The following is a 22125-nucleotide window of genomic DNA, read 5'->3' as shown; positions in this document are numbered from 1 at the left end:
CTGTCCTCAAGAGGGCAGCTATAATTTTTAGAAAGCGAGGTCTTATCTATGAAGAACAAAAAAATTTTGGCAATAGGCTTGTGCGGTGCAATCTGTTTAAGCATTGCAGGGGTTACTTATGTAAGTGCATTGGCTTCGGACACACCAAAGGTTTCAACATCCGAAACGGGAAACACATCCAGCGCAGATATTCTCTATCAGGATACAGACGGTGGACAAATCAGCGTTGACGGTAAAAATTGGGTTGCCGAGGCAGATTATGAGAAGAACAATGCGGCACCGGATGTGCAGTGGTGGACAGCCGATGAATACGAGGCGTGGATGAACGAACAGAAAAAAGAGATGGAATCTTTGATTGGAACCGGAGACGGTTGGTATGACGGACAAGGCGTATTCCATGAATTTACGCAGGAAAGCGTAGATGCTATGATGGACAGCTATAAAGAAACTCTGGAAAATATCAAAAAGGGAGTATTGTATTCCAAAGACAACGGTGACGGCGATACCTACTCCATGATTCCACCTACTGAAGATGTAGTTTCCTCTTATAGTGTTGATGTAACAAAAGATAACGGAAAAACAGTACACATTGGGGATTACTCCACAGCTGAGGAATTAGACAAGGCCATTTCTGACGCAGTTAAAAATGGTCAACTCACACAAGAAGAAGCAGACTCCGTTCAGAAATAATAACTAAGCCATTCTGCCGGACGACGGCAAAAGAAAAAAGCCGTCGTACAGCAGACACATTTCCATGCGCCCATGAAGCGACGGCTCAATTTTCAGAGCCGCCGTTTCTTTGCGTTTACACAAACCAATGACGACTTGCGGGGACATGGCGGCCCATAGGAGGGTATCGCCGTGTCCTTTTTGCTTTTTCGCAACGCCCATGAACTTCACCAGCTAAAAAAAGCGTAGCACCCCTCCGGGATATTCTAACCACGAAGGTACAATATATCAGTACTATTCTGACAATACATTTTCGTGCGCCCGAGCGGCTTCATGCTGTCCGGGCGTTTTTGCGTCTATATGGAGCCTCGGGCCAACTTGGCCCGAAGTCCAGCCCCGGTGCCGCTCACCGCCGCCTCTGTTTCGGCTACTCGTCAACATCCAACACCGAAACGGAGGTACACAATGAAGGAAATCAATTTGCGGGAATTTTACCCGTGGTATATGGAAGATGTTATGGTCGAAGTCACGGAAGAAGTTGCGGAAGAACTGCTGGCGGGTCAGAGGTACATTAAGGCTAACCGCCGTCGTATCTATCGCAATAAGGCACACTACTCGCTGGATGCCGAGGACGGTATTGAATATTCTGCTTGCTTCTCTAACCTGATGTTTGGCTGAGGTGCCGCAAGAAGTTGATGACAAACACCACCTTCCAGAATGGCCGCAAGGCCCGTAATACTTGGCTGGCCGGGAAAATCAAGTGCGGGAAATGCGGGTACGCACTCAAAACGACCCACAATCCCTCTGGCTATGAATACCTCCGTTGTTCCAATGTTCCAAGCGGGCCGACCACAAGGGCTGTCCGGGGTGCGATACTCTCCGCAAGACGGAGTTTGAGCAGTTCATTTTTACCGCTATGGGAGAAAAGTTCCGGGAGTTCAAGCTACTGCGGGGCGGCGAGGAAAAGGCAAACGCGAAGATTACCGCCTATCAGGTGGAGCTTGCACAAGTAGAGGCCGAGATTAAAAAACCGCTTGATACGCTGACCGGGGCCAACGCCACCTTGCTGGCCTACGCCAACAAGAAAATCGAGGATTTGGACAACCGCCGCAAAACGCTGTCCAAGGCGATAGCCGACTCGTCCGTTGAAACGCTATCCTCCCAACAGATTGAATTGCTGTCCGGGTATCTGGACGATTGGGAGAATATCAGCTTTGAGGACAAACGAAAAGCCGCTGACGGCCTGATTTCTTCAATCAGCGCAACCAGCGACTATGTAAAGATAGAGTGGAAAATCTGACGCTCTTTCCACTCTATCAAATCAAACCACTTGTTTCTTTATACCGCTTGTAGCCTCTTGTACACCGTTGCTTACAATGTTTGTTTATCACAATTCATTTAATTAACGAAAACTCTTTAACCAGTTTACTAAAGAATCATGCCAGATATTCTCAGCTACAGTTCTCTTCATATCTTCTGTAACAGGACCATTGTTTGCCATTTTTCCAAGAATCGCCGTCTGTAACTCTTCTACTGTCATTTCTTCTGGTGTTTTATTTGCAATTACAGCCATACTATCAACAGCTTCTGCCTGTTCCGCTTTCGTTTCAGATTCGGAAGTATCTGAATTTTCTAAAGTCAATGAGGCAGCAGGAATTGATTCTTCTACAGATTCTTTTACATCTTCTGTTTCGGAAGCTTTTTCAGCTATATCTGTAACATGGTCAACTGGTTTCTCAATTACCTCTGTTTCCTTATTTACTTCTTCTATTACAACTTCTTTCTCTGTTTCTTGTTTGCTTTCTTTTTTAGCTTCTTTAGGCGGTTCTACTTCCAGAAGTTCTTTAGCCATATCTGTCGGAATCCAGATTTCTCCTCCATTTGCAGGAACTGTAACATGGATTTGACCATTTTCAACAGAAACTTTCTTACCGCTTAATGCGCCAATATACTGAGCTGTATTTCCGGCAGAAAGAGTCATCTGTGCATCATTGTCATCATTATTCACGGTTACAATTACTTTTGTACCATCTAATTCTCTTGCAAAAGCAAATTGGCGGTTTGTCAACTGCAGTTCTGCATATCCACCATAACTTAATGCAGGAGTCTGCTGTCTTACTTTTCCAAGTGCGGTAATTAAGGCAGTGCAAGGATTTTCTTTGACTGCGTTTTTATAGTCTTCTAACTTTAACGCCGGACGCAGGCTGTCATCTGAGAATTTTTCTTTCTTTCCTTCTATAGCAAATTCAGAGCCGTAGTAGATGCTCGGTATGCCTGGTAATGTATAAAGAAGAATATGCACCGGTGCCATATGTGCCTTATTAGAAAGCTTGGTATAAATACGTTCTACATCATGATTATCTACAAAATTATATAGATCAAGTTTTCCCATATTCAGCAGGTATTTTACGGTATGCGCAATTTCAAAATAATTATGGTCGTTATGTCCACTGTAAAGTGCCTTATGCAGTGCATAGTTTGTAACACTGTGCAGGGTATCCCCATTTACCCATCGGCTGTAATCCCCATGAATGACTTCACCCATAAGCCAGAAGTCTTCTTTCACTTCTTCTGCGGTACGGCGCAGAGCGTGCATGAAATCAAAATCAAGCACATCTGCTGCATCCAGACGGATTCCATCCACATCAAATTCAGATACCCAGAATCGAATGACATCGCAGATATAATTCTGAACTTCCGGATTTCGCTGATTTAATTTTACAAGCAGATTGTAACCGCCCCAGTTTTCATAAGAAAATCCATCATTGTATTCATTGTTTCCACCAAAATTCACATTGCAATACCAATTTAAGTATCTGGAATGTTCTCGATTCTGCTGAATATCTTTAAACGCAAAAAAATCACGTCCTGTATGATTAAAGACACCATCAAAAATAACTTTTATTTGATTTTCATGGCATACTTCTACAAAATCTTTTAAATCTTCATTGGTTCCAAGACGAGAATCCAGTTTTTTATAGTCCGTTGTTTCATATCCATGTCCAACACTTTCAAACAACGGACCAATATATAATGCAGTACATCCTATTTCTTTTATATGGGAAATCCAGGGAATTAAAGTGTTCAGACGGGAAACAGGAGTTCCATAATCATTTTCTTTTGGAGCACCCGTTAATCCCAATGGATAAATGTGATAAAAAATTGCCTCGTTATACCAGCTCATAGTACACACCTCTGTCTTTTTATTTGTTGGAGTAAAAAGTTTTACCCCTTAACATCTTTGTATATAATAACAGATTTTTTACTTGTTTTCCAGATTATTTTCTATCATTTCGCCATAAATTTATATTGTTGTCTTTTCTGGAGTGTGGTAAAATAATTTTCGTTTACAAAAGAATAAAAACATAAAACTATTTTTTGAATCAAAGGGGGATTCTGATTATTATGGAAAGGGATATGACAAAAGGCAGTCCTTTACTTGTTATTTTGAAATTTACACTTCCGCTGATTATCGGAAATATTTTCCAACAGCTTTATAATATGGCAGATACAATTATCGTTGGGCGTTACGTCGGAGCCAATGCACTTGCAGCGGTAGGTTCAACCGGAACAATTATGTTCTTGATTGTCGGACTTGCACAGGGAATTACTGCTGGTTTTACTGTTTTGACTTCCCAACGTTTTGGTGCGAAGGATACGAATGGCGTAAAGCGAAGTGTCGCAAATGGAATTTTACTTTCACTTATCAGTACATTTTTATTGACAACTTTCAGCGTATTGTCGATGCACTGGATTTTAACAAAAATGAATACTCCAGCAAATATTTTTCAGGATGCTTATACGTATATCATGATTATCAGTGGTGGACTGATTACTACGATTTTTTATAACCTGCTCTCCTCTTATCTGCGTGCGGTAGGAAACAGTCAGATTCCATTAGTATTTCTGGTTTTTTCTGCTGTTTTAAATGTAATTTTAGACTTGATTTTGATTATTAAATTTAGAATGGGAGTTGCTGGTGCTGGTTACGCTACGATTCTTTCTCAGGGAATTTCGGCTGTTTTGTGTTTTCTTTATATTTACCGTTATATGCCGGATTTAACTCCACAAAAGGAGCACTGGAAGTTTTATTTGGCGGATACCCGCCATCAGTTATCTGTCGGGATTCCAATGGCACTTCAGTTTGCAATTACTGCATCAGGTACGATGATTATGCAGTCCGCAATTAACCTTTTTGGTTCAGATGCTGTTGCTTCCTTTACGGCAGCAGGAAAACTGCAGACCTTGGTTACACAAGGGATGATGGCAATGGGACAGACTATGGCAGCTTATAGTGGTCAGAACTTTGGAAAGGGTGATATTTTACGAATTAAAAAAGGAGTAAAATCTGCCCTTCTTGCTTCAACGGTTTATTCCATCGTCGCTGCTATTTTGATTTGTTCTCTTTTAAAACCTTGCTTGGGACTTTTCTTTACCGGGGATGTCGATATTACAGCAATGTTGCCTTGGGCAAAAACTTATGCTTATATGTGCGCCATTTTCTATATCCCGTTAAGCACAATTTTTATTTTCAGAAATACCATGCAAGGCTGTGGCTACGGTTTCTTGCCTATGATGGGAGGCGTTTCAGAACTGCTGGCACGTCTGCTGGTTGCAATAATTGCAATGTCTGTGGCAAGTTATCCGCTTTCCTGCTTCTGTGACCCTGCTGCATGGGTAACTGCGGCGGTCTTTACCGGAGTTTCTTATCTGTTTGTCATGAAAGATATCGATAAAAAATACCGACAGGCATCGTAAACTAACAAAAAACAAAACAGGAACTGGAACAGCTATATTAAAAGATTGAAAGAGCTAATTTCATATAGAATCATATAAATAAAAAGACTTGTTGTCAGAGCATTTTATGGCAGCAGGTCTTTTGGTTTTATGCTATAATAAGTAAAAAATGAAAAAGAAAGAGAGTGATTTTTATGTCTTACATAACAGATAGCTACGTATTAAGCGGTGAAACCTTAGTAAAACAATTTAAGAAACGAAACATGGAAGCGTTTTATTGCGCAACCAAAGAGGAAGCCAAAGAAAAAATCCTTTCCATGATTCCAAATGGTTCTTCTGTCACTTGGGGTGGTACAGAATCTATGGAAGAAGCCGGTGTATGTGAAGCCATTCGTCAGGGAGATTATGAATTTATTGACCGAAAAAAAGCCAAAACACCAGAAGAATCCCGTGCACTGTATGGTCAGATAGTCTGTGCGGATTATTTTTTAACCAGTTCCAACGCTTTTACAAAAGATGGAATTTTAGTCAATATTGATGGTGCGAGCAACCGTGTTGCCTGCATTGCGCATGGACCGGCACACGTTATTTTCTTAATCAGCATGGACAAATTATGTGCAAATGTTGATGAGGCGATTGATCGTATTCACACACATGCCTGTCCTCCAAATGCACTTCGTGTAAAAGCAAATACACCTTGTTCTAAGACCGGTGTCTGTGCAGATTGTTTAAGCCCGGACTGTATTTGTTGTCAAACTTTAATTACAAGATTTTCTCGCATGCCAGATCGTATTAAAGTGGTACTTTGCGGAGAAAAACTGGGATTTTAAATTTTTTTGACCCAATCAAGTAATGAGGCAGATTATAAATATCTATTAAAAAAGACCTTCTACGTTCTGAAAAAATTGTAGAAGGTCTTTTTGATATTTATTTAATTTTAATAAAATCCACAGCCACTTTTTCCATACTCTTTTATATAGTAAAGCGCCTTATTCTTTTTCACTTTGAAAGGAAATAAATCCAAACAAAGTGGCGACAATAATTGTGATTATAATACTCCAAGTACTTACTCTTTCGATTTTTATTTTCCGTTTCATTTTCACTAAAAATCTCCATATTTATTTTTTATGTAATTATACTCTCTTCAAGCTATCTTTTCAATTTCGTTCTACAGAACAATATCGAAAATTTTATCAAAGCCATTAATTTTTCTTGTGTTTTTAAACAGATAGATTTAAAATTTTTATTTTTTGTGTGTGGTGTTGGTTTTTGATGTTATAGATATATTTCATACTATAACATTGCGATAACAAAAAAGAACCGACCGAATTTATTTTTTCACAGCCGACTCTTTTCCCCTATTTCTTATTTTACACGAATCTGATAGCTCTTTTCAAATATTTCTCCTGCTTTGAGTTCATTTCCCCATTCTCTTTCTTCTAATTTCTTAGAAAAATCTTCTTTATCACTTCTGCCATACCAAGGTTCAATGCATACAAATGGCGCACTCTTCTTTGCCGGTGACCAGATTCCAAATAATGGAGCATCAAATTCTACTTCCAGATAAGTCTCTCCCTGAGGATTCACAAGCCCTACTCTCTTTGCCTGATTTCCTTCGATAATTAACGCATCTTCATCAAATAAATCTTCTACTATTCTCATTTTATGATTGGTTAATTCAAATTCTTTTTTTCTGGCAGTAAGCAGTCCGGTCTCTCCTAAGATACTGCATACAAGAGTTTTATCTGTATCAAAGCTCAACTGATAATCACTTTGTTTCTCTTCTGCTTTTAATGGACAGTTAAATGCAGGATGTCCTCCAATTGAAAAATACATCTTCTTCTCATTTGGATTTTCTACTTTCCAAAGCACCTCTACACTTCGCCCATCCAGACGATACCCTAAATGCAGACGAAATGCAAACGGATATTTTTTTCAAAGTCTCTTCATTTTCTTTTAACTCAAACCAGATTTCTTCTTTTTGGCTTTCTAAAGTAAATTCCATATCCCTTGCAAATCCATGTTGGGACATAGAATAAGTTTTCCCTTCAAATACAGACTCTTTTTCTCTGTAATTTCCTACAATCGGAAATAAAACCGGTGAAGTTCTTCCCCAATATGCAGAATCTCCATGCCATAAATACTCTTGATTCGTTTTATTATCTTTTAAAGATTTCATCTCTGCTCCCTTAGAAGAAATCTTTAATGTTAATTCCTGATTTTTTAACTGGTACTCTGCCATTTTCCTTCCCCCTCTAGTCTTCAAACACCTGTCTGATGCTGTCATAATGCAGGAAAATTCCCTGTTTTGCATAAGCCTTGATTTGTTCTACTGTCGCAATTTCAAATCCCGCCACTTCTTCGTCCTGTACTTTTACATCTTTTTCATCAAACTCCAGCACAAACTTATAAATATCTACAAAATAATTATTTTTTTCTTCCGGATTAATTCGCTGATAGGTAAATACATAACCGCCTCCGGCATTTGAAACATCGATTCCTGTTTCTTCTTTTACTTCACGCATGGCAGCTTCTTTTGATTCTTCTCCGGCACGGACTCCGCCACCTGGCACCTCCCACCAGCCTGCTGCCCATTCCTTATCCATACGACGCTTTGTAATTAAAAATTTCCCATCCGGTCTTTGAAGCACTCCAAGTACGGTAAGATGAAATTCATCCGGTTTCATATTCCAGTCGTTACGCTTCATTGTTCTTCCCATTTTTTCTTTTTTTTCATTATAGATATCCCATAATTCCATTTTACTTTCTCCTATTTTCTCTTATTTTGTAATTTCTTTTGCAAGTTCTGCCAGTTTTTTACTGCTTTCTTTAATATTCGGCTTTGCATAAATTCCCGACACAACCGCCACTCCTGCAACACCACTACCCTTTAACTGCAGAATATTCTCTTCACATACACCACCAATAGCAACAACCGGAATTGAAACACTCTCACAGATTTCTTTTAATACCTCCATCGAAATCTTATTTGCATCTCCTTTGGTTGTTGTTCCAAAGACTGCTCCAACCCCTAAGTAATCTGCTCCCATTTGTTCTGCTTCTTTTGCCTGTTCTACGGTTCGTGCAGATACGCCAATGATTTTATCAGCCCCTAATCTTTTTCTTACCTCCATAGCTCTTGCATCTTTTTGTCCGACATGAACTCCATCTGCATCAGATGCAAGTGCAATCTCTACATTATCATTAATAATCAGCGGTATCTGATATTCTTTAGTTAATTTTCTGATTACCTTTGCTTCTTCTAAAAATTCATCTTCCTTTAAGGACTTTTCTCGAAGCTGAATACAGGTCACTCCACCTTTCAGGGAATCTTCTATCTGCTCTTCAAATGTCTTATCTCCTACCCAGGCACGGTCTGTCACTCCATAAAGCAGCAATGCCTGTTTTACTTTTTCTCTTTTTTCTTCTATCGTCACTTTTGTTACACCTTTCTATCTCTTTATTCTATCTCTTTATTTTTCCTCATTTTGACCCCATTCTATCATAGATTCCAAAAAACTGCAAAACCAAACGTTTTGTATTTTTTTCAAAACCTGAATTTATGTCGTTGACTTTATTTTTATCTTGTGCTACAAATAAACTCGTAAGTTATATTTCTCTTCTTTTATGGAATACTATGGTAAAAATTTCTCTTTTTACGATAGACCATTTTACATTTCAAAAAAGAAATCAATCATTTTTGATTGTTTCTTTCATTACAAGATTCCATTTTTATTCTTTATAAATTCGAATCTTGATATAGAATGGTTTCATTTTGTATACAATATACAATTTTACCATATCTTACCAATTTTAGACTTTTTACTACCAGACTCAAAAAGAACAGGAGGTACTTATTTACTATGATGAGACAAGAATGGAGAACTTTTAATGGCGGAGCATGGGAAAAAGAAATTAATGTCCGCAATTTTATTCAGACAAACTATATCCCTTACGACGGAACTTCCGATTTCTTAGAAGGACCAACCGAAGATACTACCGATTTATGGAATGAAGTACTTGACTTATATAAACAAGAACGAGAAAATGGCGGTGTTCTCGATATGGATACGAAAACCATTTCTACCATTACTTCTCATAAGGCTGGATATATCGACAAAGCCAAAGAGAAAATTGTCGGTTTACAGACTGATGTCCCGTTAAAACGTTCTCTCCAACCTTATGGTGGAATCCGTATGGCAATTAAAGCGTGCGAAGACAATGGTTATCATGTTGACCCTGAAGTCGTTGAATACTTTACCACGCATAGAAAAACTCACAATGCAGGCGTATTTGATGCCTACACCCCGGAAATGCGTGCCTGCCGTTCCAATCATATTATTACAGGACTTCCTGATGCTTATGGACGTGGACGCATTATCGGTGACTATCGAAGAGCTGCTCTTTATGGAGTAGACCGTTTAATCGAAGAAAAAGAAGAACAAAAAGCAAGCACCCGTACTATTATGTATTCTGATGTTATCCGTGAACGAGAAGAACTTTCCGAGCAGATTCGTGCTTTACAGATGTTAAAAGAACTGGCTAAAATCTATGGCTGTGATATTTCTGCTCCGGCAACGAACCTACTTGAAGCAACACAGGCATTATACTTTGCTTATCTTGCTGCCGTAAAAGAACAAAATGGAGCTGCAATGAGTCTTGGACGTACCTCTACCTTCCTTGATATTTATGCAGAACGTGACTTAAAAGAAGGTACATTTACAGAAAAAGAAATTCAGGAAATCATTGACCAGTTTATTATGAAACTGCGTCTGGTATGCTTTGCCCGTACTCCGGAATACAATCAGTTATTTGCCGGTGACCCGACCTGGGTAACTGAATCTATTGGTGGCGTCGGAATTGATGGTCGTCCACTGGTAACCAAAATGTCCTTCCGTTATTTAAACACTTTAAATAATTTAGGTGCTGCACCAGAACCGAATCTGACTGTTTTATGGTCTGTTCAGCTTCCAGAAAACTTTAAAAAATTCTGTGCTGATATTTCCATCAAACATTCTGCCATCCAGTATGAAAATGATGACATTATGCGTGTTGTTCATGGAGATGATTACGGAATTGCCTGCTGTGTTTCTTCCATGAAAATCGGAAAAGAAATGCAGTTCTTCGGTGCTCGTGCAAATCTTGCAAAATGCCTGCTTTACGCAATCAATGGCGGTGTTGACGAAATTTCCAAAAAACAGGTTGGACCAAAATACCGCCCAATCACTTCTGAATATTTAGATTTCGATGAAGTAATGGATAAATACAAGGATATGATGAAATGGCTTGCAGGTGTTTACGTTAATGCATTAAACATCATTCACTACATGCATGACAAATACAGCTATGAGCGTCTTCAGATGGCTCTGCACGATAAAAAAATAAGACGCTGGTTTGCAACTGGTATCGCAGGATTTTCCGTTGTAGCGGATTCTTTATCAGCAATTAAATATGCAAAGGTAAAACCAATCCGCGATGAACAGGGGATTACTGTAGACTTTGAAGTTGAAGGAGATTTCCCGAAATACGGAAATGATGATGACCGTGTTGATGCACTCGCAGAAGAAGTACTTCACACCTTTATGCAGTATATCCGCGGAAATCACACTTACCGTGGCGGAGTTCCGACAACTTCTATTCTTACCATTACTTCCAACGTTTCTTATGGTAAAAATACAGGAGCAACTCCAGATGGAAGAAAAGCCGGAGAAGCCTTTGCTCCCGGTGCAAACCCAATGCATGGACGTGATACTCACGGAGCAATTGCTTCTCTTGCCTCTGTTGCCAAAATTCCATTTATGGATGCGCAAGATGGAATTTCCAACACCTTCTCTATTGTGCCGGACGCACTTGGCAAACATGGAAATGATACTACAAACTTAGTTGGAATGTTAGATGGTTATATGACAAAGGGCGGACATCACTTAAATGTTAATGTATTTAACCGTGATACTCTTTTGGATGCCCAGAAACATCCGGAAAATTATCCACAGCTTACCATCCGTGTATCTGGATATGCTGTAAACTTTATTAAATTAACAAAAGAACAGCAGGATGAAGTAATTTCCAGAACGTTCCACGAACGCATGTAATTTTGATAAAAAAGGAGATTAAACACTATGAAAGGTCGGATTCACTCACTAGAAAGTTTTGGTACAGTAGATGGACCAGGGATTCGTTATGTTGTATTTTTTCAGGGCTGCCCGATGCGCTGCCTCTACTGCCACAATCCAGATACCTGGAGTACAGAAGCTGGAACTTTAATGGAAAGCGATGAAATTTTAAACGCCATTAAAAGAAATCAGACCTTTTATACATCTGGAGGTATCACCGCTACTGGCGGTGAGCCTCTGATGCAGATAGAATTTTTAATTGAACTTTTCACAAAAGCCAAAGAAACGGGAATTCATACCTGCCTTGACACTTCAGGAATTTTATTTAACCGAGAAAATCCTAAAAAACTGGCACAATTTGACCAACTGCTTTCTGTTACGGATTTGATTCTATTGGATATCAAACATATCAATCCTGATGAGCATAAAAAACTAACTTCACATTCTAACACTAACATACTTGATTTTGCCAGATATCTCGATGAGAAGCAGATTCCTGTCTGGATCCGTCATGTGGTTGTTCCTGAAATCACTTATAAAAAAAATTTTTTAATAAAACTGGGAGAATTTCTTTCAACCCTTCATAATGTAAAGGCCATAGAAGTACTTCCTTATCATAGGATGGGATGTGTGAAATATGAGAATCTTGGTTTTGAATATGCATTAAAAGATGCACCCCAGCTTACAAAAGCTGAGGCGCAAAGAACAGAGGAAATTCTTTTAGAAAGTATCAAAGCGCATACAGGATGCAAATTTATTTCTGATTTTGAACGGTAAGTTTAACTCAAATATCTGTGAGATAGGTTTTTAAAAATTCATAAATCTCTGTTTCTGTAGGGGGACATCCTTTTAAGTGACATGCAAATTTTGCGGTACAGTTTCCGATTCCAAGCGTTCCGCTTTTTCCTCGGAATCCCTGTCCGATTGCAATTTTTGTATCTAACTTTTTAAGAAGTCCCTCTTCTTTTAAATGGTCTAATGCCGGCATCAGATATCCATAGCAGGCACTGCAGGATTCTACCTCTTCTACCGCATCTAAAAGTTCTACAATTTTTCTCTTTCTTACTTCTAAAATCGCCGCATCTGTTGGTGTTTGAGTTCCACAACTTTTTATCACTGCATGTTCAATATCCGCACTGCCAACTCCAAGTTTTTCTGCCATTAAAATATATGGCACTTCTTTTATCTCATAATTCAAAAAACGACACACATAAGCGTCACATAAAACAGGATCTGTTACCGCCAAAATTCGATTCATCACAACCGGATTTCCGCCATCTTCAAAATCCAAATCTCCGCAGATATTATCGACTACAATAAAATCCTGCTGAAGATACGCATTCAAGTGTGCAATCGGCTCATGCAGACCCATTGTGTGAAAATGACGTTTTTCCTTATTTGGAATTAACCCCTTTAAATTCTTAAGCGCACAGGTCAGCTTCGTCTGACAGTGTCCTTTTAAGACTGGTACATTAATCAGAAAATCTAATTTTAAAGCTGTATCACAAATCAGAAGTTCCATTCCTTTACAATCGCAAAGAGAACTGCTGTCTTTCTGCATATCTGCAAGCGGTACCTGATATTTTTCAGAAAGTTTCTGATATCCGCATACCTCAAAAGATTCTTCTGTTTTATCACCAACCCAAGAACCCTCTAAAATCACTAAATTTTGATATCCTCTCTCCTGAAGATATTCAATAATTCCCTCTACCACCTCAGGATGTGTTGTTCCACCATAAGAGGCCTCACTCGGTGCGACAAGATTGGGCTTAATTCCGATTTTACAATTTTTATTTTCTCCATTTTTTTTCTTGATTTCTGTTTCTAAATCTGCCGCTTCTAACAAATGCTTGGTATTTTCTTTATAGTCTGTACCCTGTATCATCCAGATTTCATTTTGATTCATTTTGATTCCAACTTTCTCCACGTTATTTATAATTTAAAAAAGAAGCCACAAAAACCTTCTTTCTGGCTTATCTTAACAAGCCGGACTAAAAAGTTCAAGTAACTTCTTCTCATTTACTTTTTATGCTGTCTCTTCTGCAAAATTTCCGGTATAAAGCTGATAGTATTTTCCTTTTTCTTCCATCAGCTGTTCATGTGTACCTCTCTCAATAATTCGTCCCTGCTCTAGTACCATAATGCAATCTGAGTTCCGTACCGTAGAAAGACGGTGTGCAATAACAAAAGTTGTTCTTCCTTTCATCAGACGGTCCATCCCCTGCTGCACCAATGTCTCTGTTCTGGTATCAATTGAAGAGGTTGCTTCATCTAAGATTAATACCGGCGGGTCTGCAACTGCTGCTCTTGCAATCGCTAAAAGCTGACGCTGTCCCTGACTTAAGTTTCCGCCATCTCCACTTAACTCTGTCTGATATCCTTCTGGTAATCTACGCACAAAGCTGTCTGCATTCGCCAGTTTTGCTGCCGCAATACACTCTTCATCTGTTGCATCCAGACGACCATAACGGATATTATCCATAACGGTTCCGGTAAACAAGTGAGTATCCTGAAGCACAATACCAAGAGAACGTCTTAAATCTGCTTTTTTGATTTTATTGATGTTAATGTTATCATAGCGAATTTTACCATCCTGAATATCATAAAAACGGTTAATCAGATTTGTAATTGTCGTTTTTCCGGCTCCGGTACTTCCTACAAACGCAATTTTCTGTCCAGGCGTTGCAAATAATTTCACATTATGAAGTACAATCTTTTCTTCATTATATCCAAAATCGACATCATTAAAGGTAACATCACCTTCGAGTTTGGTATATGTTACCGTTCCGTCTGCCTGATGTGGATGTTTCCATGCCCAGACGCCCGTTCTTTCTTTTGTCTCTTCTAATGTTCCGTCCTCATGTTCTTTTGCATTGACAAGCTCTACATATCCATCATCCACTTCCGGCTCGGCATCTAATAAGTGAAAGATACGGTCTGCACCAGCCATTGCCATAACAATACTGTTCATCTGCTGACTGATTTGAGTGACTGGCTGGGTAAAGCTTTTATTCAATGTTAAAAAAGAAACCAGAGTACCAAGGCTGAGTCCGCAAATTCCACTGATTGCCAGAATTGCACCAAATGCAGAACATAAGACATAACTGATAATACCAAGATTATTATTAATCGGCATCATAATATTGGCAAAGGTATTCGCGTTATCTGCGCTCTTTCTGAGTTCTTCATTTAATTTTTGAAACTCTTCGATTGCTTTTTCTTCATGGCAGAATACTTTTACGACTTTCTGTCCATCCATCATTTCCTCGATGTAGCCATTTACCTTACCAAGGTTCATCTGCTGTTCCCCAAAGTATTTTCCGGATTTTTCCGCCAGTTTTTTCGATACAACTGTCATCACACCTACCATTAAGAGAGTCAGAATCGTAAGCGGGATATCGAGTACAATCATACTGATAAAAGTCATTACAATCGTAACCGCCGAGTTTAATACCTGCGGAATACTTTGTCCCATAAGCTGTCTTAAGGTATCTACGTCATTGGTATAAACAGACATGATATCTCCATGTGCATGGGTATCAAAGTATTTAATCGGTAATGATTCCATGTGTGTAAACAATTCAACACGAAGATTTCTCATCGTTCCCTGACTAATATATACCATGATTTTATTATATGCCAAAGAAGAAATAACTCCAACAGCAAAAATTCCAGCCAGTTTGGTAAGCGCCTGCATCAGAGGAACAAAATCTGGTGTTTCTGCTTTTGTCATCGGTACAATATAATCATCAATCAAAGACTGCATAAATAAACTTCCCTCTAAGGTTGCAAATGCAGTAATCATAATACATATCACGACCAGAAGAAACTGAAACTTATAATTTTTCAGCATATATCCAAGCGTTCTTTTTAATGTTTTTGTCGGATTCGGCGCACCGTTTTTTCCAAATGGTCCACCTGCCACTCCTGGACCGCCTCTCATTACTCTTGCCTGTCCTGCCATTATTTTGCACCTCCTGTCTGGTCAAAATCTCCTCCACCTTTTACCTGCGTATTATAAATTTCCTGATAAATCTCATTGGTTTTTAACAGATTTTCATGTGTATCAAATCCATTAATCTTTCCGTCATCCAATACTAAAATACGGTCTGCATCCTGCACACTTGAAATTCTCTGCGCAATAATAATTTTTGTCGTATCTGGAATTTTCTTTGCAAAGACGGAACGAATTTTCGCATCTGTTGCAGTATCAACGGCACTGGTAGAATCATCTAAAATCAAAATCTTCGGTTTCTTTAATAATGCTCTTGCAATACAAAGTCTCTGTTTCTGACCACCGGATACATTACTTCCACCCTGTTCAATATACGTCTCATATTTATTTGGAAAACGCTCAATAAATTCATCTGCACATGCATTTTTACATGCTTCAATACATTCTTCTTTTGTCGCAGTTTCATTTCCCCAACGCAGATTTTCTAAAATCGTACCGGAAAACAGCACATTTTTTTGTAATACAACTGATACCTGATTTCTTAATACTTCCAAATCATATTCGCGTACATCTTTTCCACCGACACATACAGAACCTGCATTTACATCATAAAGACGGCTGATTAAATTTACCAGACTTGATTTTCCACATCCCGTTCCTCCAATAATACCAACCGTTTCTCCGGAATGAATATGTAAATCAATGTCAATTAACGTATCTTTTTCTGCTTCATCATTATAAGTAAATTCCACATGATTAAAATCAATACTTCCATTTTTCACTTCCATGATTGGATTTTTGGGATTAACCAAATCCGCTTTATCATTTAATACTTCTGCAATTCGTTTTCCACTTGCAATACTAAGTGTTGTCATAACAAAAATCATGGATAACATCATAAGGGACATTAAAATTGACATGATGTAACTAAACATAGAAGTCAGTTCCCCTGTTGTCATATTTCCAACTACAATGAATTTTGCTCCAAACCAGGATAAACAGATGATACAAAAATAAACAACCAGCATCATTACCGGACCATTAAAAGCTAAAATTCCTTCTGCTTTTAGAAACAGTTTATAGACGTTTTCGGCCGCTGTGATAAATTTTTTATTTTCATAGTCTTCTCTTACAAACGCTTTTACTACACGGATGGCAGAAACATTTTCCTGTACACTGGCATTTAACGCATCATATTTTTTAAATACCATATCAAAGATTTTCATCGTTGTCTTTACCACTACAACAATAAATGCCCCAAGTACGATAATTGCAATCACAAAAATCAGACTCAGTTTTGCATTAATCACAAAGCACATAATCATACTGCAAATAAGTGTGAATGGTGCTCTTACGGCAATTCTCAATATCATCTGGTAAGCATTTTGTACATTTGTGACATCTGTGGTCATACGAGTAACCAGACCGGCTGTACTATATTTATCAATATTAGAGAAAGAAAATGTCTGTATATTTTCATACATAGCGTCCCTCAAATTACAAGCCAGCCCCGAAGATGCATTTGCCGCATATTTTCCTGCAAGCACACCAAACAACAAACTAAACATGGCAAATACCAGCATAATGCTTCCATATAGTCCGACTTTTTTCATATTACCAGCTTCGATTCCCTGGTCAATAATCATCGCAGTAATAAAAGGAATTAATACTTCCATTACTACTTCAAGTGCTGCAAACAAAGGTGTCAACAGCGATGATTTTTTATACTGTTTCACCTGTGCCAATAAAGTTTTCAGCATTTTTTTACCTCCTAACACACGAATTTATTTTATAAGCCTTTATATTTTTACATATTTTCTCTAGAAAGTAAATTTAATTTTTGTTATTATTAATTAAAAAATTTTATTAATATTTCAGAAAGGATTTTTATTATTATGAATACTATGCAGCTCGAATGTTTTCTCGCAGTCGCTGATAACTTAAGTTTTGCAAGAGCAGCGGAACAGCTTCACGTAACCCAACCGGCAATTACCCATCAAATCAATTCTCTTGAAAATGAATTGCAAGCAAAACTAGTCCGAAGAACCACCCGTATTGTAGAACTGACTCCAGATGGTAGAACTTTTCTGGGTTATGCCAAAAATATTTTAAAAGCAACACACTTTGCCAAAAAACGTTTATCCGAACATCACCAGGATTACATCCAGACTTTTTCTATCGGATGTCATAACCCATCCGAATTAAACTTAATTTCTCCGGTTTTAAAACAGCTTTATCAAACGTTTCCGACGTTACATCCTGATTTGCGCATGATTCCCTTTCCTGCCCTCAGAAATATGGTCGAAGAAGAAGCGATTGATGTCATGATAGGATTTCGAGATGAAAAAATCAACCTTGCTTCTGTCACTTATGTTGAACTTGCCCAGTGCGGAATTACCTGTGCCCTGTCAAAAGAACATCCCCTCGCAGATAGAAAACAACTCACGTTAAAAGATTTAAATGAAGAACCAATTGTCTTATGTGAACCGGATCGCTGTGCAGAAGCGATTGCTCAGCTTCAAGGTCATCTTCTTGCTTCTCATTCTCACTCTCCTTCCCAGATTTATTTTGGAGAAAATTTAGAATGTACTTTAACTCTTACAAAAGCAGGAATCGGACTCGCCCTGCTGCCAAATCTTCCATTCATGCACCAGGAAGGGCTGACTTATGTTCCTCTTGAAAATGAAAGTATTATCTCTTTTGGACTTTATCATAAAACGTCTTTTAATTCACCGATCCTAAAAACTTTCATTCAGATTTTAAAAAAACTTTGTCAACCTCTTTGAAATAAAAGCCAGGACAAGATAATCTCATTGTTACCCTGTCCTGGTTTTTATCATTCACAAAATTAATAATAAAGAAATGCAGGCACACATCAAATGATATATACCTGCATTTCTGCTTTTATCTTTAATTTTCTGCTTTCTTCTATTTACCGTCTCTCTGTTTTAAATAAGCAGCTCTGCCCTCTTCGTAAAGATTGTTCCCCTCGCTGTCAATGATTACGACAAGCGGCATATCTTCTACATACAATTTTCTAAGTGCCTCTGCTCCTAAATCTTCATATGCAATTAATTCTGCTTTTTTAATACATTTTGCAAGAAGTGCACCTGCACCTCCGATTGCTCCAAAATAAACACCATGATATTTTTTCATCGCATCAATTACTTCTGGAAGACGTGCACCTTTTCCAATCATTCCTCTTGCGCCGACAGACATCATAGTTGGTGCGTAGGCATCCATTCGACCACTGGTGGTTGGTCCGGCTGAACCAATTACCTGTCCCGGTTTAGCCGGTGTCGGTCCTACATAATAAATCGTTGCATCTTTCGGGTCAAATGGAATTTTCTCTCCTTTTGCCAGCGCCTCACACATTCTCTTATGTCCCGCATCTCTTGATGTATAAATTGTTCCTGTCACAAGCACACGATCTCCGCTATGAAGTGTTTTAGCCAGTTCCTCTGTAAGAGGCAGTGTAATTTTTCTTTCCATCTTAAATTACCTCCGTTTTATGACGCGTTACATGACAGTTAATATTAATTGCACACGGCATACCTGCAATATGAGTCGGCATTGTCTCAATGTTCAAGCCAATTGCTGTTGTCTTTCCACCAAACCCCTGCGGTCCAATTCCCAGTTCATTGATTTTTTCAAGCATCTCATCTTCAAGCTCTGCATAAAACGGGTCTGGATTAGAAGAATCCAATGGGCGCATTAATGCTTTTTTTGCTAATAAAGCTGCTTTATCAAAAGTTCCTCCAATTCCAACTCCAACGACCATAGGCGGACATGGATTTGGACCGGCTGTCTCTACTGTCTCAATAATAAAATCCTTAATTCCCTGGAGTCCGTGAGACGGTTTAAACATACGGATAGCACTCATATTTTCACTTCCAAATCCCTTTGGACCTACTGTAATTTTAATCTGTTCTCCCGGAACAATTTCTGTATAAATCATAGCAGGAGTATTGTCTCCTGTATTTCCACGACGAACAGGGTCTTTAACAACCGACTTTCTCAAATAACCTTTGTCATAACCTCGGCGAACTCCCTCATTTACCGCATCACTCAAGTCTCCGCCTACTATATGTACATCCTGACCAATCTCTAAAAAAACACATGCCATACCGGTATCCTGACAAATTGGTACACATTCATTATCTGCAATTTCGAAATTTTCAATAATATTATCTAAAACACCTTTTGCAATCTCTCCATCTTCACAGGCACGACAATTTTTAATTGCACACTTTACGTCTTCCGGAAGATGTTCATTTGCCTCAATACAAAGTTTTTCGATTACGTCGGTAATCTGGCTTACATTGATTTCTCGCATTTTACCACTCCTACTCTGTTTTCTTCTTATCTCTCATGACGTGCATAATGTGGAAGCAATAATGGAGATACATCCTCTGATGTAATGCCTGCTTCTTTCAATTCTTCTGCATATTTTTCCACATGTTCTAAAGTCATGGTTCCAAGCTCTACGGTTTTTGATTTTGCAGCAGCTGCTTTTCCTGCATTTCTTCCAAATACAATGATATCAAGCAAGGAATTTCCCATCAGGCGGTTTCTTCCATGGATTCCCCCAACTGCTTCTCCCGCAACTAAAAGATTGTCAATTACCTTTGTAAATCCATCTCCGCCAATTTCAAGTCCGCCATTTTGATAATGCAGGGTCGGATAAACCAGAATTGGCAGTTTTCTCATATCAATGCCATAATTTAAGTACATACGAAGCATTGCCGGAATTCGTTTTTCAATGGTTCCTTCTCCTCCAAGTTTTTCAATCATTGGAGTATCCAGCCATACACCGCTTCCAAGAGGAGTCGTTACACCTTTTTTACGTTCTGTACATTCACGAATAATAGAAGCAGCAGATACATCACGGGTTTCCAGTGGATGCATAAACGCTTCTCCATCTACATTTACAAGCATTGCTCCCAGAGAACGTACTTTTTCTGTCACCAGTGCTCCATAAATCTGAGCCGGATAGGCAACTCCTGTCGGATGATACTGAATCGTATCCTGATAAAGAAGTGGTGCTCCTGCACGATAGCCTAAAATCAAACCATCTGCAGTTGCTCCATAATGGTTTGAAGTTGGGAAATTCTGATAATGCAGACGACCTGCTCCTCCAGTTGCAATCACAACTGTTTTTGCTTTTGCAACCAGATAATCACCTGTTTCCATATTTAAAAGAACAGCTCCTGCAATCTGTCCTTTTTCATCTTTAATCAACTCAACCGCTGAAGTAAATTCAACAACAGGAATCTGACGATTTAATACTTCGTCACGAAGCGTTCTCATGATTTCTGCACCGGAATAATCCTTGCAGGCATGCATTCTCTTTCTGGATGTTCCACCACCATGGGTTGTCACCATATTTCCTTCGGCATCTTTATCGAACATTACTCCTAAATCATTCAACCAGTGAATTGCATCCGGAGCTTCCATAACAAGACGTCTTAACAGTTCCGGTCTTGCAGCAAAATGTCCGCCTCCAAATGCATCTAAATAGTGCTGTACCGGTGAATCATTTTCTTTATCTGCTGCCTGAATTCCCCCTTCTGCCATCATGGTATTTGCATCCCCGATACGCAGTTTGGTAACGATCATAACCTCAGCGCCAGCTTCATGTGCTTCAATTGCTGCGGAAGCACCGGCACCGCCTCCTCCGATTACAAGGACATCCACATCATAATCTACTTTATTCAAATCTACTTTATCGGTTAAAAGACGACTATTTGAATGTAATAAGTGTACTAACTCTTTATTTGCTTTCTGACCTTTATTTGGTCCAATTTTAATTTCTTCAAATGCTTCTTCTCGATAATCCGGATGAAAAGCTTTTAAAAGGGCATCTTTTTCCTCTGCACTCATACGTCTAGGTTCCATTCCCATACGTTCTTCTCTGGTTGCCTCCACCTTTTTCACGGATTCCATCATTTCTGGTGTAAACATGGCTTTTCCTCCTATTTCTCGATCTCTCTGTTATTATAAAGTTCCTGCATCTCGGTAATTGGTTTCTGCATAATCTGTTCAATCAACTCATCATAAGCACCTTTATGAATTTCTTCTACACGTTTCTCTAAGTGCTTGCTCTCCGGTGCAATATACTTTCCGGTTAAACGTCTTGCTAAAACCCCAACCATCGGATGAGAAATACCGGCCGGACATCTTACCGTACAACATCCACATCCGACACAATCAAAGGATTCTTCTGCACACTTTTCTAATTCGCCTCTCTGAGCATAAGCAATGTACTGCATGACATTTAAATCCTGCGTACAGGCTTTGGTACAGGCATTACATCCAATACAACTGTAAATTTCCGGATATAATTCCATCATAATCTGCTGGTTTGGTTTAATTTCCTGAATATCATAGGTTCTTTTATCTGTTGGAAAGAATGGAATACTTGCTACATACATGCCCTCTTCTACCTGTGTCTGACAGGCAAGACAGGTTTTTAATTCATTTTTTCCCTTAATTCTATAAATCGTTGCACAGGCTCCACAGAATCCATGACGACATCCGCAGCCTCTTTTTAATGTGTATCCGGCATATTCCATTGCGGTCATAATTGTCAAATCTGCAGGCACACTATATTTCTTTCCGAAAAAATATACATTTACCATATTTTCCATT

Annotated in this window: 22 protein-coding genes; 9 read left to right on the top strand and 13 right to left on the bottom strand. The window is 38.8% G+C overall.

Annotation, left to right across the window (positions count from 1 at the left end; genetic code table 11):
- The first annotated feature begins 48 nt into the window (after nt 1-48).
- Nucleotides 49-690 (top strand): hypothetical protein, encoded by a 642-nt coding sequence (locus ACYQ2D_RS01025; protein ID WP_459784397.1) that lies wholly within the window; start codon nt 49-51, stop codon nt 688-690.
- A 3-nt stretch (nt 691-693) separates the two neighbouring features.
- Here ACYQ2D_RS01025 and ACYQ2D_RS01020 read toward each other — a convergent pair whose 3' ends face one another.
- Complete coding sequence (locus ACYQ2D_RS01020; RefSeq protein WP_372554532.1) at nt 694-891, bottom strand: hypothetical protein; 198 nt, start codon at nt 889-891, stop codon at nt 694-696.
- A gap of 243 nt (nt 892-1134) precedes the next feature.
- Between ACYQ2D_RS01020 and ACYQ2D_RS01015 the strand changes: the two genes are divergently transcribed.
- Genes ACYQ2D_RS01015 through ACYQ2D_RS01005 form a run of 3 tightly spaced genes read left to right on the top strand, consistent with a single transcriptional unit; the run spans nt 1135 to nt 1969 of the window.
- Nucleotides 1135-1347 (top strand): hypothetical protein, encoded by a 213-nt coding sequence (locus tag ACYQ2D_RS01015; protein WP_459784396.1) that lies wholly within the window; start codon nt 1135-1137, stop codon nt 1345-1347.
- A 17-nt stretch (nt 1348-1364) separates the two neighbouring features.
- Nucleotides 1365-1682, top strand: a complete 318-nt coding sequence (locus ACYQ2D_RS01010; protein WP_459785287.1) for a recombinase zinc ribbon domain-containing protein — start codon at nt 1365-1367, stop codon at nt 1680-1682.
- Nucleotides 1586-1969: a hypothetical protein gene (locus ACYQ2D_RS01005; RefSeq protein ID WP_459784395.1), complete on the top strand. Its 384-nt coding sequence runs from the start codon at nt 1586-1588 to the stop codon at nt 1967-1969. The genes ACYQ2D_RS01010 and ACYQ2D_RS01005 overlap by 97 nt, the downstream gene beginning before the upstream one ends.
- Before the next feature lie 102 nt (nt 1970-2071).
- On the opposite strand, the gene ACYQ2D_RS01000 is transcribed toward ACYQ2D_RS01005, so the two are convergent.
- Entirely contained in the window at nt 2072-3853 is a 1782-nt protein-coding gene (locus ACYQ2D_RS01000; protein ID WP_459784394.1) for an alpha-amylase family glycosyl hydrolase, read from the bottom strand.
- Nucleotides 3854-4074: 221 nt separating this feature from the next.
- Between ACYQ2D_RS01000 and ACYQ2D_RS00995 the strand changes: the two genes are divergently transcribed.
- Nucleotides 4075-5427, top strand: a complete 1353-nt coding sequence (locus ACYQ2D_RS00995; protein ID WP_459784393.1) for an MATE family efflux transporter — start codon at nt 4075-4077, stop codon at nt 5425-5427.
- A 173-nt stretch (nt 5428-5600) separates the two neighbouring features.
- A complete protein-coding gene (locus ACYQ2D_RS00990) occupies nt 5601-6236 on the top strand; it encodes a lactate utilization protein (RefSeq protein WP_459784392.1) in 636 nt (211 codons plus the stop codon).
- A 535-nt stretch (nt 6237-6771) separates the two neighbouring features.
- Here ACYQ2D_RS00990 and ACYQ2D_RS00985 read toward each other — a convergent pair.
- From ACYQ2D_RS00985 to thiE, 4 genes are read right to left on the bottom strand one after another with little or no spacing between them, the layout of a single operon-like run.
- Nucleotides 6772-7278: an aldose epimerase family protein gene (locus ACYQ2D_RS00985; RefSeq protein WP_459784391.1), complete on the bottom strand. Its 507-nt coding sequence runs from the start codon at nt 7276-7278 to the stop codon at nt 6772-6774.
- On the bottom strand, nt 7250-7648 hold the full coding sequence (locus ACYQ2D_RS00980) for an aldose epimerase family protein (RefSeq protein WP_459784389.1): 399 nt from the start codon (nt 7646-7648) through the stop codon (nt 7250-7252). Before ACYQ2D_RS00980 ends, ACYQ2D_RS00985 begins: the two co-directional genes overlap by 29 nt.
- Nucleotides 7649-7661: 13 nt before the next feature.
- Complete coding sequence (locus tag ACYQ2D_RS00975; protein ID WP_117455747.1) at nt 7662-8165, bottom strand: NUDIX hydrolase; 504 nt, start codon at nt 8163-8165, stop codon at nt 7662-7664.
- A gap of 21 nt (nt 8166-8186) precedes the next feature.
- Nucleotides 8187-8843, bottom strand: a complete 657-nt coding sequence (gene thiE / locus ACYQ2D_RS00970; protein WP_117455749.1) for a thiamine phosphate synthase — start codon at nt 8841-8843, stop codon at nt 8187-8189.
- Nucleotides 8844-9272: 429 nt separating this feature from the next.
- Between thiE and pflB the strand changes: the two genes are divergently transcribed.
- Together pflB and pflA are read left to right on the top strand one after the other, a co-directional pair.
- A complete protein-coding gene (gene pflB / locus ACYQ2D_RS00965; RefSeq protein WP_187558558.1) occupies nt 9273-11498 on the top strand; it encodes a formate C-acetyltransferase in 2226 nt (741 codons plus the stop codon).
- 27 nt (nt 11499-11525) lie between these two features.
- Entirely contained in the window at nt 11526-12296 is a 771-nt protein-coding gene (gene pflA / locus ACYQ2D_RS00960; protein ID WP_459784388.1) for a pyruvate formate-lyase-activating protein, read from the top strand.
- Between the two features lie 7 nt (nt 12297-12303).
- On the opposite strand, the gene ACYQ2D_RS00955 is transcribed toward pflA, so the two are convergent.
- From ACYQ2D_RS00955 to ACYQ2D_RS00945, 3 genes are all read right to left on the bottom strand, one after another.
- Nucleotides 12304-13425, bottom strand: coding sequence for a DUF362 domain-containing protein (locus ACYQ2D_RS00955; protein ID WP_459784387.1), 1122 nt, complete (start codon nt 13423-13425; stop codon nt 12304-12306).
- 120 nt (nt 13426-13545) lie between these two features.
- Nucleotides 13546-15483 carry an ABC transporter ATP-binding protein gene (locus tag ACYQ2D_RS00950; protein ID WP_459784386.1) on the bottom strand — a complete coding sequence of 646 codons (1938 nt, stop codon included), beginning with the start codon at nt 15481-15483 and terminating at the stop codon, nt 13546-13548.
- Nucleotides 15483-17234 (bottom strand): ABC transporter ATP-binding protein, encoded by a 1752-nt coding sequence (locus ACYQ2D_RS00945; RefSeq protein ID WP_459784385.1) that lies wholly within the window; start codon nt 17232-17234, stop codon nt 15483-15485. Before ACYQ2D_RS00945 ends, ACYQ2D_RS00950 begins: the two co-directional genes overlap by 1 nt.
- A 135-nt stretch (nt 17235-17369) precedes the next feature.
- On the opposite strand from ACYQ2D_RS00945, the gene ACYQ2D_RS00940 reads away from it, so the two are divergent.
- Nucleotides 17370-18260 (top strand): LysR family transcriptional regulator, encoded by an 891-nt coding sequence (locus ACYQ2D_RS00940; protein WP_459784384.1) that lies wholly within the window; start codon nt 17370-17372, stop codon nt 18258-18260.
- 142 nt (nt 18261-18402) lie between these two features.
- Here ACYQ2D_RS00940 and ACYQ2D_RS00935 read toward each other — a convergent pair whose 3' ends face one another.
- Genes ACYQ2D_RS00935 through ACYQ2D_RS00920 form a run of 4 tightly spaced genes read right to left on the bottom strand, consistent with a single transcriptional unit; the run spans nt 18403 to nt 22124 of the window.
- Entirely contained in the window at nt 18403-18966 is a 564-nt protein-coding gene (locus ACYQ2D_RS00935) for a Fe-S-containing hydro-lyase (protein WP_459784382.1), read from the bottom strand.
- Between the two features lies 1 nt (nt 18967).
- Complete coding sequence (locus ACYQ2D_RS00930) at nt 18968-19810, bottom strand: fumarate hydratase (protein WP_117455864.1); 843 nt, start codon at nt 19808-19810, stop codon at nt 18968-18970.
- Between the two features lie 26 nt (nt 19811-19836).
- A complete protein-coding gene (locus tag ACYQ2D_RS00925) occupies nt 19837-21438 on the bottom strand; it encodes an FAD-dependent oxidoreductase (RefSeq protein WP_187558466.1) in 1602 nt (533 codons plus the stop codon).
- A gap of 11 nt (nt 21439-21449) precedes the next feature.
- On the bottom strand, nt 21450-22124 hold the full coding sequence (locus ACYQ2D_RS00920) for a 2Fe-2S iron-sulfur cluster binding domain-containing protein (protein ID WP_022303830.1): 675 nt from the start codon (nt 22122-22124) through the stop codon (nt 21450-21452).
- Nucleotide 22125: the final 1 nt, after the last annotated feature.

This window comes from Blautia stercoris (genome assembly GCF_054657695.1).
Note: the sequence above shows the minus strand (reverse complement) of the source record. Positions and strands in the feature narration are given on the sequence as shown.